15 protein-coding genes and 2 tRNA genes are annotated in these 17,931 nt (G+C 51.5%); 6 read left to right on the top strand and 11 right to left on the bottom strand.

Translation table 11 applies throughout. The annotated features are described in order from the left end of the window. Positions 1 to 12: 12 nt before the first annotated feature. Complete coding sequence (gene rhlB, locus DES37_RS22315) at positions 13 to 1,275, top strand: ATP-dependent RNA helicase RhlB (RefSeq protein ID WP_036115404.1); 1,263 nt, start codon at positions 13 to 15, stop codon at positions 1,273 to 1,275. Positions 1,276 to 1,280: 5 nt separating this feature from the next. Next, complete coding sequence (gppA, locus tag DES37_RS22310) at positions 1,281 to 2,765, top strand: guanosine-5'-triphosphate,3'-diphosphate diphosphatase (RefSeq protein WP_036115401.1); 1,485 nt, start codon at positions 1,281 to 1,283, stop codon at positions 2,763 to 2,765. On the opposite strand, the gene rep is transcribed toward gppA, so the two are convergent. Beyond that, positions 2,762 to 4,789, bottom strand: coding sequence for a DNA helicase Rep (gene rep, locus DES37_RS22305; RefSeq protein WP_110027944.1), 2,028 nt, complete (start codon positions 4,787 to 4,789; stop codon positions 2,762 to 2,764). The genes gppA and rep overlap by 4 nt on opposite strands. Positions 4,790 to 4,912: 123 nt before the next feature. On the opposite strand from rep, the gene ppiC reads away from it, so the two are divergent. After that, a complete protein-coding gene (gene ppiC, locus DES37_RS22300) occupies positions 4,913 to 5,194 on the top strand; it encodes a peptidylprolyl isomerase PpiC (protein WP_036115396.1) in 282 nt (93 codons plus the stop codon). A gap of 56 nt (positions 5,195 to 5,250) precedes the next feature. Here ppiC and ilvC read toward each other — a convergent pair whose 3' ends face one another. After that, entirely contained in the window at positions 5,251 to 6,726 is a 1,476-nt protein-coding gene (ilvC, locus tag DES37_RS22295; protein ID WP_036115392.1) for a ketol-acid reductoisomerase, read from the bottom strand. A 167-nt stretch (positions 6,727 to 6,893) separates the two neighbouring features. On the opposite strand from ilvC, the gene ilvY reads away from it, so the two are divergent. Then, the gene (gene ilvY / locus DES37_RS22290; RefSeq protein ID WP_110027943.1) at positions 6,894 to 7,784 is read left to right on the top strand and encodes an HTH-type transcriptional activator IlvY; all 891 of its coding nucleotides are present in this window, start codon (positions 6,894 to 6,896) and stop codon (positions 7,782 to 7,784) included. Here the strand turns inward: ilvY and ilvA are convergent. The 6 genes from ilvA to ilvL form a co-directional block, all read right to left on the bottom strand. Beyond that, positions 7,781 to 9,325: a threonine ammonia-lyase, biosynthetic gene (ilvA, locus tag DES37_RS22285; RefSeq protein ID WP_110027942.1), complete on the bottom strand. Its 1,545-nt coding sequence runs from the start codon at positions 9,323 to 9,325 to the stop codon at positions 7,781 to 7,783. The two genes, ilvY and ilvA, sit on opposite strands and share 4 nt — an antisense overlap. Positions 9,326 to 9,327: 2 nt before the next feature. Then, a complete protein-coding gene (gene ilvD / locus DES37_RS22280; RefSeq protein WP_036115383.1) occupies positions 9,328 to 11,178 on the bottom strand; it encodes a dihydroxy-acid dehydratase in 1,851 nt (616 codons plus the stop codon). Positions 11,179 to 11,254: 76 nt separating this feature from the next. Continuing rightward, a complete protein-coding gene (locus tag DES37_RS22275) occupies positions 11,255 to 12,184 on the bottom strand; it encodes a branched-chain amino acid transaminase (RefSeq protein WP_036115379.1) in 930 nt (309 codons plus the stop codon). 17 nt (positions 12,185 to 12,201) lie between these two features. After that, on the bottom strand, positions 12,202 to 12,459 hold the full coding sequence (ilvM, locus tag DES37_RS22270) for an acetolactate synthase 2 small subunit (protein ID WP_036115376.1): 258 nt from the start codon (positions 12,457 to 12,459) through the stop codon (positions 12,202 to 12,204). Next, on the bottom strand, positions 12,456 to 14,105 hold the full coding sequence (ilvG, locus tag DES37_RS22265) for an acetolactate synthase 2 catalytic subunit (RefSeq protein ID WP_110027941.1): 1,650 nt from the start codon (positions 14,103 to 14,105) through the stop codon (positions 12,456 to 12,458). The genes ilvM and ilvG overlap by 4 nt, the downstream gene beginning before the upstream one ends. 140 nt (positions 14,106 to 14,245) lie before the next feature. Further along, positions 14,246 to 14,344: an ilv operon leader peptide gene (gene ilvL, locus DES37_RS22260; protein ID WP_110027940.1), complete on the bottom strand. Its 99-nt coding sequence runs from the start codon at positions 14,342 to 14,344 to the stop codon at positions 14,246 to 14,248. A gap of 337 nt (positions 14,345 to 14,681) precedes the next feature. Here ilvL and DES37_RS22255 point away from each other — a divergent pair, with 337 nt between their 5' ends. Further along, entirely contained in the window at positions 14,682 to 16,202 is a 1,521-nt protein-coding gene (locus DES37_RS22255; protein ID WP_110027939.1) for a YifB family Mg chelatase-like AAA ATPase, read from the top strand. Positions 16,203 to 16,316: 114 nt separating this feature from the next. On the opposite strand, the gene DES37_RS22250 is transcribed toward DES37_RS22255, so the two are convergent. Next, entirely contained in the window at positions 16,317 to 16,655 is a 339-nt protein-coding gene (locus tag DES37_RS22250; protein WP_036115367.1) for a MaoP family protein, read from the bottom strand. 119 nt (positions 16,656 to 16,774) lie between these two features. On the opposite strand from DES37_RS22250, the gene hdfR reads away from it, so the two are divergent. Beyond that, entirely contained in the window at positions 16,775 to 17,602 is an 828-nt protein-coding gene (gene hdfR, locus DES37_RS22245; RefSeq protein WP_110027938.1) for an HTH-type transcriptional regulator HdfR, read from the top strand. A gap of 150 nt (positions 17,603 to 17,752) precedes the next feature. Here the strand turns inward: hdfR and DES37_RS22240 are convergent. Then, positions 17,753 to 17,828, bottom strand: a tRNA-Trp gene (locus tag DES37_RS22240). A gap of 8 nt (positions 17,829 to 17,836) precedes the next feature. Beyond that, a tRNA-Asp gene (locus DES37_RS22235) sits at positions 17,837 to 17,913 on the bottom strand. Positions 17,914 to 17,931 lie beyond the last annotated feature (18 nt).

Here is a 17,931-nt window from a genome sequence, read left to right as displayed (position 1 = left end):
TCTATCACCCTTATGAGCAAAACACATTTAACCGAACAGAAGTTTTCCGACTTCGCCCTGCACCCTCAGGTGGTAGAAGCCCTTGAAAAAAAAGGGTTCTATAACTGCACGCCTATTCAGGCACTGGCACTTCCGCTGACTTTAGCCGGGCGGGATGTTGCGGGGCAGGCGCAAACCGGTACAGGCAAAACGATGGCGTTTTTAACGTCAACGTTTCATTTTTTACTCTCCCACCCTGCACCAGAAGGTCGCCAGACTAACCAGCCGCGCGCATTAATTATGGCGCCAACCCGTGAACTGGCGGTGCAAATTCACTCTGATGCGGAACCACTCGCTGCGGCAACTGGCCTCAAAATGGGCCTGGCTTATGGTGGCGATGGTTATGATAAACAGCTCAAAGTGCTGGAACAGGGTGTTGATATTCTGATTGGCACAACCGGTCGTCTTATCGACTACGCCAAACAGAATCACATCAATCTGGGCTCAATTCAGGTAGTGGTACTGGATGAAGCAGATCGCATGTACGATCTTGGCTTTATCAAAGATATACGTTGGCTGTTCCGCCGTATGCCGGCTGCCACGGAACGCCTCAACATGCTGTTCTCAGCAACCTTATCTTACCGGGTGCGTGAACTGGCATTTGAGCAAATGAACAATGCTGAATATGTTGAAGTGGAACCGGAACAGAAAACCGGCCACCGCATTAAAGAAGAACTGTTCTACCCGTCCAATGAAGAAAAAATGCGTTTGCTCCAGACACTGATTGAAGAAGAGTGGCCGGAACGCGCAATTATTTTCGCCAACACCAAACACCGTTGCGAAGAAATCTGGGGGCATCTTGCCGCCGATGGCCACCGTGTCGGTTTACTGACTGGCGACGTCGCACAGAAAAAACGCCTGCGCATTCTGGACGAATTCACGCGTGGTGACCTGGACATTCTGGTAGCTACTGATGTCGCTGCTCGCGGTCTGCACATCCCGGCTGTTACCCATGTGTTCAATTATGATTTACCGGATGACTGCGAAGACTATGTGCATCGCATTGGTCGTACCGGGCGTGCTGGCGCCAGTGGGCACTCCATCAGCCTTGCCTGTGAAGAGTACGCGCTGAACCTGCCTGCGATTGAAACGTATATTGGGCACTCAATTCCGGTGAGCAAATACAACCCGGATGCACTGTTATCTGAGTTGCCGCCGCCAAAACGTTTAACCCGTCCGCGTCCAAACGGCCAACGCCGTGGTGGTGCGCCGCGTAACCGCCGTCGTCAGGGTTAATGACTATGCGCAGCCCAACCTCACTCTATGCCGCTATTGATCTGGGTTCCAACAGTTTCCATATGCTGGTCATACGCGAGGTGGCTGGCAGCATTCAAACGCTATCCCGCATCAAACGTAAAGTTCGTCTTGCTGCCGGCCTGAACAGCAACAATGCGCTTTCTCAGGAGGCGATGGAGCGGGGATGGCAATGCCTGAAGTTGTTCGCTGAACGCCTGCAGGATATTCCTGGGGCTCAAATCAGGGCTGTGGCCACCGCGACCTTGCGCCTGGCAACCAACGCCGGTGAATTTATTCACCAGGCCGAACAGATCCTGGGTTGCCCGGTTCAGGTTATTAGTGGTGAAGAAGAAGCCCGCCTGATTTACCAGGGTGTGGCACATACCACAGGTGGAGCAGATCAACGCCTGGTGGTGGATATTGGTGGTGCCAGTACTGAACTGGTTACTGGCAGCGGCGCGCAGGCCACATCGTTATTCAGTTTGTCGATGGGTTGTGTCACCTGGCTGGAACGGTATTTCACCGACAGAGTTCTTGCCAGGGAAAACTTTGATGCTGCAGAGCAGGCAGCCAGCGAAGTCCTCCAGCCCGTTATTGGTGAATTGCAACGCCATGGCTGGAAAGTCTGTGTCGGTGCTTCAGGCACGGTTCAGGCGCTTCAGGAAATCATGATGGCGCAGGGCATGGATGAGCGTATTACGCTAAACAAACTCCAGCAGTTAAAACAACGCGCCATTTTGTGTGGCCGCCTGGAGGAGTTGGAGATTGAAGGGCTGACTCTGGAACGCGCGCTGGTTTTTCCGAGCGGTCTTGCCATCCTGATTGCCATCTTTAAAGCACTGAACGTAGACTGTATGACGCTTGCTGGCGGCGCACTGCGTGAAGGCCTGGTATACGGTATGTTGCACCTTACCGTTGACCAGGATATCCGCCAGCGGACACTGCGTAACATTCAACGGCGCTTTATGATTGACGCAGAACAGGCAGATCGTGTCGCTGCACTGTCTGGCCAGTTTTTCGACCAGGTCGCAGCGCAATGGGCTTTAACCCCTTTAGATCGCGATTTACTGCACAGTGCCTGCCTGTTGCATGAAATTGGCCTAAGTGTGGATTTCAAACGTGCCCCACAACATGGTGCGTACCTGGTTCGCAACCTTGATTTGCCGGGCTTCACGCCAGCACAGAAAACCTTGCTGGCAACGCTGTTGCTTAACCAGACAAACCCGGTTGACCTTTCGGCCCTCAATCAACAAAACGCCATTGCCCCACGTGATGCAGAACGGTTATGTCGCCTGCTGCGCCTGGCTATTATTTTCGCCGGGCGGCGCCAGGATGAATCCCTCGCAGGAGTTAAGCTTGCGGTGAACCTGGATGCACTGGCAATACACCTGCCTGACGGCTGGCTGGCGGCACACCCGCTGTGTGCAGAGTTACTCGAGCAAGAAGAGCACTGGCAAAGCTATGTTCACTGGCAACTGGCACTTAACTAATTGCCTTTTTCACGCGCTTTTGCCAGTTGTGCTTTCAGGTGGGCCAGGTGACCCTGGCCTTTCTGCATACGTTCTTGTGCACTGACAACCTTCCGTTCCGTTTCCCACAGCAAGTCGTCCTGCGGCAGTTCCAGTAAAAAACGGCTCGGCTCAGGGCGAACCAATTCCCCAAATTGCCTGCGTTCCCGGCACAACGTAAAGAACAGCTCTTTTTGCGCACGAGTAATCCCTACATAGGCCAGACGACGTTCTTCGTCGATATTATCTTCATCAATACTGCTCTGGTGGGGTAATAACCCTTCTTCCATGCCAACCAGGAAAACATAAGGGAACTCAAGACCTTTTGATGCATGCAGTGTCATGAGCTGTACCTGGTCCTGCTCATCTTCGCTTTCGCCACGCTCCATCATGTCGCGCAGGGTGAAACGCGTGACCACCTGGGTCAATGTCATTGGCTCTTCGATATCAGAACCTTCGAGCATTTCCGTCATCCAGGTAAATAACTGGTTCACGTTTTTCATCCGCATTTCTGCAGCTTTTGGACTGGGTGAAGTTTCATATAACCAACTTTCGTAGTCCATACCATGGATCAGGTCGCGCACCGCCACTACTGGCTCACGCTCCGCCTTACGCATCACATCATCCAGCCAGTGGGTAAAACGCCCCAGTGCTTCACGACCACGCCCTGACAGGGTTTGCTCCAGGCCGAGATCGAAACTGGCCGCAAACAGACTCTTGTTACGAACTGTTGCCCACTCACCCAACTTTTGTAATGTAGCCGGCCCAATTTCGCGCCGCGGCGTATTCACAATACGCAAAAAAGCGCTGTCATCATCCGGGTTGGTTAACACGCGCAAATACGCCAGCAAATCTTTGATTTCCGGGCGCGAGAAAAACGATGTGCCGCCAGAAATTTTGTAAGGAATACGGTTTTGCATCAGCAGCTTTTCGAATACCCGCGACTGATGGTTCCCACGGTATAAAATTGAGTAGTCTTTATATCCGGTTTTATTAATAAAATGGTGTGCAATAAGCTCCCCCACCACCCGCTCTGCTTCATGATCTTCGTTATTGGCGGTAATAACTTTCAGCTCCGGGCCGTAACCCAGCTCTGAAAACAGACGTTTTTCAAAAACGTGGGGGTTATTGGCGATGAGAATATTTGCAGCCTTCAGGATTCGCCCGGAAGAGCGGTAATTTTGCTCCAGCTTAATAACCTGAAGTGCCGGAAAGTCTTCGCTGAGCAGAACCAGGTTTTGTGGGCGGGCACCACGCCAGGAGTAAATTGACTGGTCATCATCGCCCACAACCGTAAAACGAGCACGGTTGCCTACCAGTAATTTAACCAGTTCATACTGGCTGGTGTTGGTATCCTGATATTCGTCCACCAGCAAATAACGAATACGGTTTTGCCAACGTTCCCGCACTTCTTCATTACGTTTAAGTAACAGTGTTGGCAGTAAAATCAGGTCATCAAAATCAAGTACATTACAGGCTTTCAGATGGGTGTCGTACAGGCTGTAACAGTGCGCAAAAATGCGGTCACGTTCGCCCCGGGCCTGAGCCTGAGCATCCGCCGGGCTCATCAGGGCATTTTTCCAGTTGGAGATAGTGGAAATCAGTTGCTGCAGAACCGTTTTATCTTCTTCAATCAGGCCCTGGGTAAGCTCTTTTAACAGCCCGGTCTGGTCGGTATCATCAAACAGCGAGAAATTCGCTTTCATGCCCAACGCAGCATACTCACGCTTAATAATTTCAAGGCCAAGCGTATGGAACGTTGAAATCATTAATCCCCGTGCTTCCTTACGCCCCAACGTTTGTGCCACACGCTCTTTCATTTCACGGGAAGCTTTATTGGTGAAGGTGACCGCCGCAATGTGCCGGGCCTGGTAACCACAACCGCGGATCAGGTGAGCAATTTTATTCGTGATAACACGAGTCTTGCCAGAGCCTGCGCCCGCCAACACCAGGCAGGGACCTGTTACAAATTCGACGGCTTGTTGTTGGCTGGGATTTAAACGCATGGCTGAAGCTCACCTGGCTGATGGGGAAAAGGATTGTAGCAGAAAGCAACGGCAGGATTTACCGCGAACTGGAAGGATAATGGTAAAGTAGCCCTAAGTATCTTACTCACCGGGGAAATAAATATGGCCCGCACGGCGGCAGCATTACACATTCTGGTCAGGACTGAGGCAAAAGCCCGGGAAGTCCTGGAAAAACTGGAGAAAGGGGCAAAATTCGACCAACTGGCTAAACGCTTTTCAACCTGCCCTTCTGGCCGCAACGGCGGGAATCTGGGTGAATTTGCCAAAGGAGCCATGGTTGGGCCGTTTGATAAAGCAGTCTTCAGTTGCCCACTGCTCAAGCCTTATGGCCCGGTAAAAACCCGCTTTGGCTACCATATTATTAAGGTGTTATACCGCCGGTAATATAACAACGCCCCGGCGGGTGCCGGGGCGTGACAGGCTACTCAGGCGCAACTGAATTAGCCAGCAACAGCGATACGTTTCATATCCGTCATGTAGCTACGCAGTTTCTTACCAACCACTTCGATTGGGTGGTTGCGGACCGCTTCGTTAACATCACGCAGTTGCGCGTTGTCAACGCTACCGGCAGCAATCGCTTTACCCAGGTCACCCGGTTGCAGAGTAGTCATAAACTCTTTCAGCAACGGAACCGCGGCATTGGCAAACAGGTAGTTACCGTACTCAGCAGTATCGGAAATTACCACGTTCATTTCATACAGGCGTTTACGTGCAATGGTGTTGGCAATCAGCGGCAGTTCATGCAGTGATTCGTAGTAAGCAGACTCTTCAATGATGCCTGAAGACACCATAGTTTCGAATGCCAGCTCAACCCCGGCTTTCACCATCGCAATCATCAGCACGCCATTGTCGAAGTACTCTTGTTCAGCGATTTTGCCTTCAAACTGCGGCGCAGTTTCAAATGCAGTTTGGCCGGTTTCTTCACGCCAGGTCAGCAGATTTTTATCGTCGTTAGCCCAGTCAGCCATCATCACGCGAGAGAACTCGCCAGAAATGATGTCATCCATATGTTTCTGGAACAGTGGAGCCATGATGGTTTTCATCTGCTCAGACAGTGCGAATGCACGCAGTTTCGCAGGGTTAGACAGGCGGTCCATCATCAGAGTGATACCACCCTGTTTCAGCGCTTCTGTCACTGTTTCCCAACCGAACTGAATCAGTTTTTCTGCGTATGCCGGGTCGGTGCCTTCGGCAACCAGTTTGTCAAAGCACAACAGCGAACCTGCCTGCAGCATACCGCACAGAATTGTCTGCTCGCCCATCAGGTCAGATTTCACTTCAGCAACGAAAGAAGACTCAAGAACACCAGCGCGATGGCCGCCAGTGCCTGCTGCCCAGGCTTTCGCGATTGCCATACCTTCACCTTTCGGGTCGTTTTCCGGGTGAACGGCAATCAGGGTTGGGACACCAAAACCACGTTTGTATTCTTCACGCACTTCAGTGCCCGGGCATTTCGGCGCAACCATCACTACGGTGATGTCCTGACGAATTTTCTCACCGACTTCCACCACGTTGAAGCCGTGAGAATAGCCGAGTGCAGCACCTTGTTTCATCAGCGGCTGTACAGACTGAACAACTGAGGAGTGCTGTTTGTCCGGAGTCAGGTTAACCACCAGATCCGCCTGAGGGATCAAATCTTCGTAGGTCCCAACTTTAAAACCGTTTTCAGTCGCTTTACGCCATGAAGCACGTTTTTCAGCGATGGCAGCTGCACGCAGCGCATAAGACACATCCAGGCCGGAGTCACGCATGTTCAGACCCTGGTTCAGACCCTGAGCGCCACAGCCGACGATCACGATTTTTTTGCCTTTCAGAAAGCTGGCTTCATCAGCAAATTCATCGCGGCCCATAAAGCGGCATTTACCCAGTTGTGCCAGTTGCTGGCGCAGGTTCAGTGTATTGAAATAATTAGCCATCGTGTTGCTCCATCGGTGTGGTGTTGTGCGTTTTATTCTGATCGCGTGTGCTATAAGCATTGCGAATGATGCACTCACTATATGTCAGGAAATGCGTTGCTTAAATTGATATATTAACAACGTCACGTTGCGTTATATGCAACATCAACTTTCCGGGAGATAAGCGTATGGATTTACGCGATCTGAAAACGTTTTTACACCTCGCAGAAAGCCGCCATTTTGGCCGTAGCGCCCGGGCGATGCATGTCAGCCCCTCGACATTGTCACGCCAGATCCAACGCCTGGAAGAGGATTTAGGCCAGCCGCTGTTTATCCGTGACAACCGCACCGTGCAATTAACCGAAGCCGGTGAGGAGCTGCGCCAGTTTGCTCAGCAAACATTGTTGCAATACCAGCAGTTGCGCCATGCCATTGACCAGAAAGGGCCATCGTTATCGGGTGAGTTGCACTTATTCTGCTCTGTCACGGCCGCATACAGCCATTTGCCTCCCATACTTGACCGTTTCCGGGCTGAGCACCCTTCCGTTGAAATTAAACTCTCGACCGGCGACGCCGCAGATGCAGTAGAAAAAGTTGTGTCTGGCGAGGCAGATCTGGCTATTGCCGGTAAGCCGGAGCACCTCCCGGCAGCGGTGGCATTTTCTATTCTGGAACATCTTCCTGTTGCACTGATAGCACCAGCTTTGCCTTGCCCGGTACGTAATCAGGTGAGTGCCGAAGAACCTGACTGGAACACAATACCGTTCATTCTGCCCGACCAGGGACCGGTACGCCGCCGTATTGAGTTATGGTTTCGCCGCCAGAAGGTGAGTAACCCGGCTATTTATGCCACAGTTGGCGGCCATGAAGCGATGGTCTCCATGGTTGCTCTGGGTTGTGGTGTTGCTCTTATCCCGGAAGTGGTACTGGATAACAGCCCCGAACCGGTTCGCAACAGGGTGATGATTCTGGACCGGAGCGATGAAAAAACGCCGTTCGAACTGGGTGTGTGTGTACAAAAAAAGCGGCTGCATGAGCCGCTTGTTGAAGCATTCTGGAAAATACTGCCAGGCAACTAACCCGCCAGGAAAAACCGAAAAGCCGGGTTATTGGTTTCGTTATGGCAATCATAGCCCAGCTCATGTAACCGGCTTTCAAAATCGGGTTCATGGCTGCCCAGTTCAAATGCCGCCAGCACACGACCAAAATCCGTTCCGTGGCTGCGGTAGTGGAACAGGGAAATATTCCAGTGGGTGCCTAATGTATGCAGGAATTTCAGCAACGCACCAGGTGATTCCGGGAATTCAAAGCTGTACAGGCGCTCCTGCAAAGGCTGAGAGGGGCGGCCACCAACCATATAGCGAACATGGAGTTTTGCCATTTCGTCATCTGACAAATCCACTACGCCATAACCGCCCTGCGTCAGGAGGTTAATTATCTCCTGGCGCTCTTCCAGACCCCGGCTGAGCCTGACACCAACAAAAATACAGGCTTCTTTGGCATCTGCGTAACGGTAGTTAAATTCAGTTACCGCACGCCCTCCGAGCAACTGGCAAAACTTAAGGAAGCTGCCTTTTTCTTCCGGAATAGTGACAGCCAGCAATGCTTCACGCTGCTCACCCAGCTCACAACGTTCAGACACATAACGCAGACCATGGAAGTTTACGTTAGCTCCCGAAAGGATATGTGCCAGGCGCTCACCCCGGATACCATGCTGTTGCACGTACTTCTTCATCCCTGCCAGCGCCAGCGCACCAGAGGGTTCTGCCACGGCACGCACGTCTTCGAACAAATCTTTCATCGCGGCGCAAATGGCATCGCTGTCGACAGTGACAATATCATCGATATAAGCCTGACACAGGCGGAAGGTTTCATCGCCAATCCGCTTAACTGCCACACCTTCAGCAAACAGACCTACACGGGGTAAATCCACCGGATGCCCGGCATCCAGTGCCGCTTTCAGGCAGGCTGAATCTTCAGACTCAACAGCAATCACTTTAATTTGCGGCATCAGCTGTTTAATCAACACGGCGACGCCAGCAGCCAGACCGCCCCCACCAACCGGAACAAATATCCGGTCGATATGGGCATCCTGCTGCAGGAGTTCCATTGCCAGTGTGCCTTGCCCGGCAATGACAGCCGGGTGATCAAACGGAGGCACATAGGTGAAACCTTGCTGTTCAGAAAGCGCAATGGCCTTGGCTTTCGCCTCATCAAAGTTAGCACCGAACAACAGCACCTCACCGCCGAAACCACGCACTGCATCCACTTTGATGTCAGCAGTCGTCACTGGCATCACAATCAATGATTTGATCCCAAGACGCGTGGAGGATAACGCAACCCCTTGCGCATGATTACCCGCAGAGGCGGTAATCACACCATGGGATTTCTGCTCTTCCGTCAGGCTGGCGATCATGGCGTAAGCGCCACGCAGCTTAAAGCTGTGCACGGGTTGCCGGTCTTCACGTTTAACCAGAACCACGTTTTCCAGCCGGGCGGAGATTTTATCCATTTTCTGTAATGGCGTGACCTGAGCCACTTCATACACAGGTGCGCGCAGTACTGCGCGCAGATATTCTGCTCCCCCAGGAGTTGCTGACAGGGGCTGCGATTCAGACATGATCAGCCCCCCAGTTTGCTTTTATCACGAACAGCGCCTTTGTCGGCACTGGTGGCCAGGCTGGCATATGCACGTAACGCGAAGGAGACCTGGCGGTCACGGGCACGCGGTGTCCACGCCTGTGCGCCACGCGCTTCCTGTGCCTCACGGCGGGTAGCCAGCACCTGGTCAGTGACATCCAGTTGGATGCTGCGCTGAGGGATATCAATAGCAATCATATCGCCATCTTCAATCAACCCAATGTTCCCGCCATTCGCCGCTTCCGGAGAAACGTGCCCAATTGACAGACCAGAGGTGCCGCCAGAAAAACGCCCATCGGTGATCAGCGCGCAAGCCTTACCCAGCCCCATCGATTTCAGGAAACTGGTGGGATACAACATTTCCTGCATCCCCGGACCACCTTTAGGCCCTTCATAACGAATAACCACAACGTCACCCGCCACAACTTTACCGCCAAGAATAGCTTCTACGGCATCGTCCTGGCTTTCGTACACTTTAGCCGGGCCACGGAATACCAGACTGCCTTCATCCACACCCGCCGTTTTCACAATGCAGCCATTCTCAGCAAAGTTGCCATACAGCACAGCTAACCCGCCATCCTGGCTGTAGGCATGTTCACGAGAACGAATGCAACCATTTTCACGGTCGGTATCCAGGCTGTCCCAGCGGCAGGACTGTGAAAATGCCTGAGTGGTACGAATACCTGCAGGGCCTGCGGTATACATTGATTTTACGGCATCATCTTGTGTCGCCATCACATCATAAGCAGCCAGAGCGTCGCGCAGTGTGCCACCAAGAATGTTATTCACATCAGTGTGCAGCAGGCCAGCTCTGTCCAGCTCACCCAAAATACCCATTACACCACCTGCGCGGTGTACATCTTCCATATGATATTTCTGCGTACTGGGGGCCACTTTGCACAGTTGAGGTACTTTGCGGGATAACCGGTCGATATCTTCCATGGTGAAATCAACTTCCGCTTCCTGCGCCGCCGCCAGTAAGTGCAATACGGTGTTAGTAGAACCACCCATCGCAATATCCAGCGTCATCGCATTCTCAAAAGCCGCTTTGCTGGCAATGTTACGCGGCAGCGCGCTTTCGTCATCCTGTTCGTAGTAACGCTTCGTCAGCGCGACAATACGTTTACCGGCGTTAACAAACAGCTCTTTACGATCAGAGTGGGTAGCCAGCAATGAACCATTACCTGGCTGAGATAACCCCAGTGCTTCGGTCAGGCAGTTCATTGAGTTGGCAGTAAACATGCCGGAACAGGAACCACAGGTCGGGCAGGCAGAACGTTCAACCTGCTCGCTTTGTTCATCGCTCACATTCGGGTTACCGCCCTGAATCATGGCATCAATCAAGTCCAGCTTGATGATTTGATCAGACAGCTTGGTTTTCCCGGCTTCCATCGGCCCACCGGAAACGAAAATAACGGGGATGTTCAGGCGCAAGGATGCCATTAACATCCCCGGGGTGATTTTGTCGCAGTTAGAGATACACACCATGGCATCGGCACAGTGTGCATTCACCATGTATTCGACAGAATCCGCGATAAGTTCGCGCGATGGCAGAGAATAAAGCATGCCCCCGTGCCCCATGGCGATACCGTCATCCACGGCAATGGTGTTGAATTCTTTAGCCACACCACCAGCCGCTTCGATTTGCTCAGCAACCAGTTTACCCAGGTCGCGCAAATGAACGTGGCCAGGAACAAATTGAGTAAAGGAGTTCACCACCGCAATAATCGGTTTGCCGAAATCTGAGTCGGTCATCCCGGTTGCGCGCCACAGTGCGCGGGCTCCAGCCATATTACGGCCATGAGTTGTGGTGGCAGAACGATACTTAGGCATGCTTTATTCACTCCAGTCTGTACATTTTCCCGGCCGGGGAACGGCTGGCCGGGACATTTTTTGTTGTGTTGTGCAATTACGGGTTAACGGGATCCAGCCAGCCCCATTTGTCTTCGGTTTCACCCGTAAACAGGCCAAAGAATGCCTGTTGAATACGTTTGGTGACCGGGCCACAACGGCCTGCGCCAATCTGGATACCATCAACACTACGTACCGGGGTAATTTCAGCTGCAGTACCCGACATAAACACTTCGTCAGCAAGGTACAGTGATTCGCGGGAAAGTACCTGCTCACGCACTTCAATACCCAGCTCTTTTGCCAGTTTAATAATGGCATCACGCGTAATACCTGGCAGTGCGGAAGAAGTGAATGGCGGAGTGAACAGAATGCCTTCTTTCACTTCAAACAAGTTTTCACCCGCACCTTCAGACAGGTAACCATTTACATCCAGTGCAATCCCTTCCTGGTAACCGTGGCGGCGTGCTTCGCTGCCGACCAACAGAGAGGAAAGGTAGTTACCACCAGCTTTTGCCGCAGTTGGGATGGTATTTGCAGCAGCACGGTTCCACGAAGAAACCATTGCATCAATACCCTGATCCAGTGCTTCCGGCCCCAGGTAAGCCCCCCACGGAAACGCAGCAATGATAACGTCGGTAGAATAACCATCTGGTGGATTCACGCCCATGCCAACATCGCCAACAAAAATCAGCGGACGAATATACGCGCTGGTCAGGTTGTTTTTACGCAGTACCTGGCGGCAGGCTTCCATCAGTTCATCAATGCTCTGAGAAACCGGGAAGCGATAGATTTTTGCTGAATCATGCAAACGCTGCATGTGTTCACGATGACGGAACACTACCGGCCCTTTGTGAGAATCATAGCAACGGATACCTTCAAACACAGAAGTACCGTAGTGGAGTGCGTGAGACATCACGTGCACTTTCGCTTCACCCCACGGAACCATCTCGCCATTGAACCAAATGTAGTCAGCTTTTTTCGTCGTCATTGTTCTTCCTTTTACGCTCATGCGCGTATTTGTTGTGATGTTGGCTGCTGGTAAGCGACATAAGCGACATCAACCAGCTTGCTTAATTGACTAAACAGTAATTCGACAGGCCGTAGGCTGGCAACGGTCAATTCGATATTAATTTCATCCGGGTTGGCAGATGATGCCATATTCATCGCACACACCTGAAAACCACGGTGACGCACAACGCGCAGAACACGCTCCAGCGTTTCCGGGCGAAAACGGGCCTGTACAGCTAACTGATGTTGCATCATGACAATTTCTCCAGCATTTGTGAGTTGCTGGCACCAGGTGGTACCAGAGGCCAGACGTTTTCGTATTCATCGATGGAAACGTGAAGCAGGTAAGGACCGTCGCTGTTCAGTAGCGCGTCTAAGGCCGCTTCGACCTGGTCTTTTCGGGTAATTATCTGGCCGGGGATGCCGAAAGCGCTGGCCAGGATGAGGAAATCGGGGTTATCGGTGAGAGTGGTTTCGCTATAGCGTTCAGAGAAGAATAATTGCTGCCATTGTCGAACCATTCCTAATCGCTGGTTATCCAGTAACACGATTTTTACAGGTAACTGTTTTCGTTTTATTGTTCCCAGTTCCTGAACATTCATCATGAATGAACCATCACCAGAGATACAGATAACTGTGTCGTCAGGCCGCGCAACTTGCGCACCTACCGCAGCAGGTAACCCAAAGCCCATGGTACCCAGTCCACTTGATGTGATGAAGTTTTCGGGCCGGGTGAATGCCATGTGTTGCGCCGCCCACATCTGGTGCTGGCCCACGTCCGTAGTCACTACACTCTCTGCTGGTTTACGTTCAGATAATTGTTTGAGCAACAACGGTGCATAGATAGCCTCGCCAGGGTGGTCATATCGCCATGGGTGCGCTTCTCGCAATACATTCACCTGGTGCTGCCAGTCGTGAATTTCCAGTGGCTGTTGCAAAGCAGGTAATACCTGGTTCAGGTCACCGCACAAAGAAACATGAGCCTGACGTAATTTGTTCATCTCTGCCGGATCAATATCTAAATGAATTACGCTGGCATGGGGAGCGAAGGTATTTAATTTCCCGGTGACGCGATCATCAAAACGGGCACCAACCGCAATCAACAAATCACACTCCTGCACCGCAAGATTTGCCGCTTTTGTTCCGTGCATGCCCAGCATACCGAGATAAAGTGGATCAGCCGGGTCCACTGCACCCAAACCTTTTAACGTGACAACCGCAGGAATGCCTGTGTGAGCCATAAACGCCCGTAAGGTTGGCACCGCCTGCGCCATGCCAACGCCACCACCGACATACAGCATCGGTTTGTGAGCAGACAGCATCATATCCCGCGCCTGGGCGATATCTGCCTCACTGTATTCGGCCGCAGGTTCCTCAACGCTTGCCAGCCAGGGTTCTGGTTCACCTTCAGCTAACTGAATGTCTTTGGGGATATCGACAAGTACAGGGCCTGGGCGGCCGCTATTGGCCAACTCAAAAGCTTCAGCAATAACACGAGGTAACTCATCCAGGGATTCAACCAGGAAGCTATGTTTGGTGCAGGCCAGTGATAAACCCAGAACATCCACTTCCTGAAACGCATCGGTACCAATTAACGGTGCCGCCACCTGGCCGGTGATTGCGACGACGGGCACGGAGTCCAGTAACGCATCAGCCAGGCCGGTTATCAGGTTAGTGGCGCCAGGCCCGGAAGTGGCGATACAGACTCCGGTTTTCCCCGTCGCACGGGCATATCCAATCGCAGCCATTGCAGCACCTTGCTCGTGCCGGCACAAAAGGTGGTCCACGCCGCCGTCATACAGTGCATCGTATACCGGCATGATTGCCCCGCCAGGGTAACCGAAAACGGTGTTAACCCCCTGTGCCTGCAAAGCATGTACCACCCAATGTGCGCCATTCATAGTTAGTTCCCCGTCTCACTATTACAGAAACAGGATTTTATGCTGTTGTGCATTCTCTGTTCCTCATTGTCATTGCGTCAGTTAATAAAAAACCCCCGGACCTTTCGGTGCGGGGGTTTTTCGAGATTCAGGCTTGATTTTTAAGCCATTCTTCGCCGATGTGCAGCCCCGCACGGTGGCATAATAATCACCACCACGCTAATCACGACAAGGCTAATCACTCGTAGAAGGGCTGTCATTTTATGTTCGATCTTGTGTCTCGTTCGAAGTAATGCCTAAAGAGTTACCATAGATATCTCACCTGTGACAAGATTTTTTTATGTTTTATTTTTGACGCTGATGGCAAATTTTCAACAAACATCTTGTTTTCAATGCAAAAAATAATGATTGAAATAATTTCACCCAAAATGACTGTGGCAGCACGTGGTAATAAAAAGTGATTCCTGCGCACCAGGCTGAAAATTTTTGCAACGATGGCATCTTCCCCTGAATAGTCTTCATGGTTCGCCGCAGTAATGGTTAATCGCTATCGTGTGCCCGCTTGTGGGCAGGCACAATGCCCGGCAAGGAGGAACCATGTCACTATCCATCGTCTTCACTCGTGCAGCTCTGGGTATCACCGCGCCATTGATAACAGTGGAAGTACATATCAGCGCAGGGTTACCAGGGTTAACTATCGTCGGGCTACCAGAAACCACGGTTAAAGAAGCCCGGGACCGGGTTCGTTCAGCATTAATCAATAGCGGCTATACGTTTCCTGCCCGCAAGGTAACAATTAATTTGGCACCTGCAGATTTACCCAAAGAAGGTGGGCGATATGACCTGCCAATTGCTGTTGCTTTGCTGGCCGCGTCAGGCCAACTTTCAGCCAGCCGCCTGTCTGAATTCGAGTTTGTTGGCGAACTGGCTCTCACCGGGAATCTGAGAGGTGTACCCGGTGCAATTTCCTGTGCACGGGAAGCTCAGCGATGTGGCAGGCAACTCATTGTTGCTCGCGATAATGCAGACGAAGTCGGCCTGATTGATCCTGAAAGTAGCCTGATCGCTGATCATTTGCAGCAGGTTTGCGCATTTCTGGAAAAACAACACACTCTGGACTCTCCCCCCGTTCTCGCGGAGACTCCTCCGGAACTGACAAACGACCTGGCCGATATTATTGGCCAGCAGCAAGGCAAAAGAGCACTTGAGATAACGGCAGCTGGCGGCCACAACTTGTTATTACTTGGCCCACCAGGCACAGGCAAAACTATGCTGGCATCACGGCTCAATGGCTTGTTACCGCCATTAAGCGATTCAGAGGCACTTGAAAGTGCGGCGATTACCAGCCTGGTTTCCCCTCTCATGCTACAAAGGAAATGGCGTCAAAGGCCATTCAGGGCGCCTCATCACAGCGCATCTCTCACATCTATGGTGGGGGGAGGCAGTATCCCTCTACCTGGCGAGGTTTCCCTTGCACACAATGGCGTCTTGTTTCTGGATGAGTTGCCCGAATTTGAAAGGCGGGTGCTGGATGCACTACGGGAACCTGTTGAATCAGGGGAAATTCATTTATCGAGAACCCGGGCAAAATTAACTTACCCGGCACGTTTTCAACTTATTGCCGCCATGAACCCCAGCCCGACAGGTCACTATGAAGGCAGGCATAACCGCAGCACGCCAGATCAGGTACTTAAATACCTTAGCCGGTTATCCGGCCCATTTCTCGACCGCTTTGATTTAACGCTGGAGATCCCACTGCTTCCGCCAGGTTCATTGAGTAAACCAGAGAGAGGTTCGGAAACCACTGAGCAGGTGCGAGACAGGGTCTTACAGGCGAGGCAACACCAGCAATCACGTCAGCAAAAAATTAATGCGCATTTATCAAACCAGGAGATCCGCCAGTATTGCCCGTTACAACCGCAGGATGCGGTCTGGCTTGAGGAAACACTGCATAAACTTGGGCTATCCATCAGGGCATGGCAACGCCTCACTAAGGTAGCAAGAACAATTGCTGATCTGGAGCAGGCTGCTGATATTAGCCGACCTCATCTGTTGGAAGCCCTCAGTTATCGCGCAATGGACAGGCTACTATTACGCCTGCAAAGGCAGGTGGGCTAAACAATACAAACAACCAGGCGGAACAACAGGCGCGAATACGCAGACCAAGGCACTGCCTTGCAAAGGCGACAGACCTACACCTGGTGCAAAAAAAGGAGCCGAAGCTCCTTTTTATTAATCATCACTGTCTGAATAATCTTCCATGTTATCCATCTGCGGTTTACCGCCAGACAAAGTATGGAAGCGCTTTGGACGCTTAATGCGTGTGACATATTTAGCCCATACACGCTCTGCTTCAGTAGCAGGTGCTCGTTCGCCGCGGCACACAGCAACAAACTGTTTCTCTTCTTCCGTAACGGGCTCACGCTTGCCGATATCCAGCTCATTAAACGCATAACCAAAACGTTCCAGTATCTGCGCTTCCTTGATGGTGAAATCACCATGGCGTGAAAAACCACGTGGGTAGTATTTGTTGTCGAAAAACCGATTAGTCGTCGTAAAGCTTTCCGCCATCCTGCACGCTCCTAATTCTTTTGTCAGGCTATTTATGGCGCGGAGTATTAGTTACGCTTGACAGAGTGTAAAACAAAACATTTAAATCATAACGACAAAAATTTTTTTACGAGGTGAGTGTGGATACAGAATTGCTGAAAACATTTCTGGAAGTGAGCAAAACAAGACATTTTGGCAGAGCAGCTGAAGCACTCTATTTAACTCAATCAGCTGTGAGTTTTCGCATCAGGCAACTTGAAAATCAGTTGGGGGTAAACCTGTTTACCCGCCACCGTAATAATATTCGCCTGACCAGTGCTGGTGAGCGTTTATTACCCTATGCTGAAAATCTGATGAGTACCTGGCTCGCGGCAAAAAAAGATGTTGCTCATACTTCCAATCACAATGAAATATCAATTGGTGCAAGCGCAGCGCTCTGGGAGTGTATGCTTGGCCCCTGGCTTGCCAACATTTATGCTTTACATCCTGGAATACAACTGGAAGCAAGAATTGCTCAGCGCCAGTCTCTGGTGAAACAAGTACACGAGCGGCAACTCGATCTGCTGGTGACGACAGAGCCACCTAAAATGGATGAGTTTGTCAGCCAGCAGTTGCTGACTTTTGAACTGAACCTCTTCTGTGCCACGCCGTCGAAACACCACAGTGAACTGAACTATTTACGGCTGGAGTGGGGGCCCGATTTCCAGCATCACGATGCAGAAAAAACTTCTGTAGAAGGCACTCCAGTGCTAACCACCACTTCAGCTAACATCACCCGTTCGCTGTTGAAAACACTGGACGGCTATACCTGGCTACCTGTCCGGTGGGCTCAAACCATGCCTGACCTGAGTGTGATAGCTCACAGCAAGCCAATCCAACGGCCGTTATATGCCATCTGGTTACAAAATAGTGATAAACAGCAGCAAATACATGATTTATTGAAAAATCCCTTTCCTGGTCATGAATGATCGGGTGATGAGAGATGTGAGTCATTTACTTACGAAAATTGCTCAGATGACGGCCATCGTATGTCTGAGCACACCAAACAAGTAAGTAAATAAGAAGAGATGGCAAATTTTGGGCAAAAAAAATCCTTAGCCTAAGCTAAGGATGATTTCTGGCAGGGGCGGAGGGACTCGAACCCCCAACACCCGGTTTTGGAGACCGGTGCTCTACCAATTGAACTACGCCCCTAAATAGGGTGGCGGAACGGACGGGACTCGAACCCGCGACCCCCTGCGTGACAGGCAGGTATTCTAACCAACTGAACTACCGCTCCACCGAATTTTTCTGCAAC

Source organism: Mangrovibacter plantisponsor (genome assembly GCF_003182475.1).
Lineage (GTDB): Bacteria > Pseudomonadota > Gammaproteobacteria > Enterobacterales > Enterobacteriaceae > Mangrovibacter > Mangrovibacter plantisponsor.
This window is presented reverse-complemented; position numbering and strand designations above follow the sequence as displayed.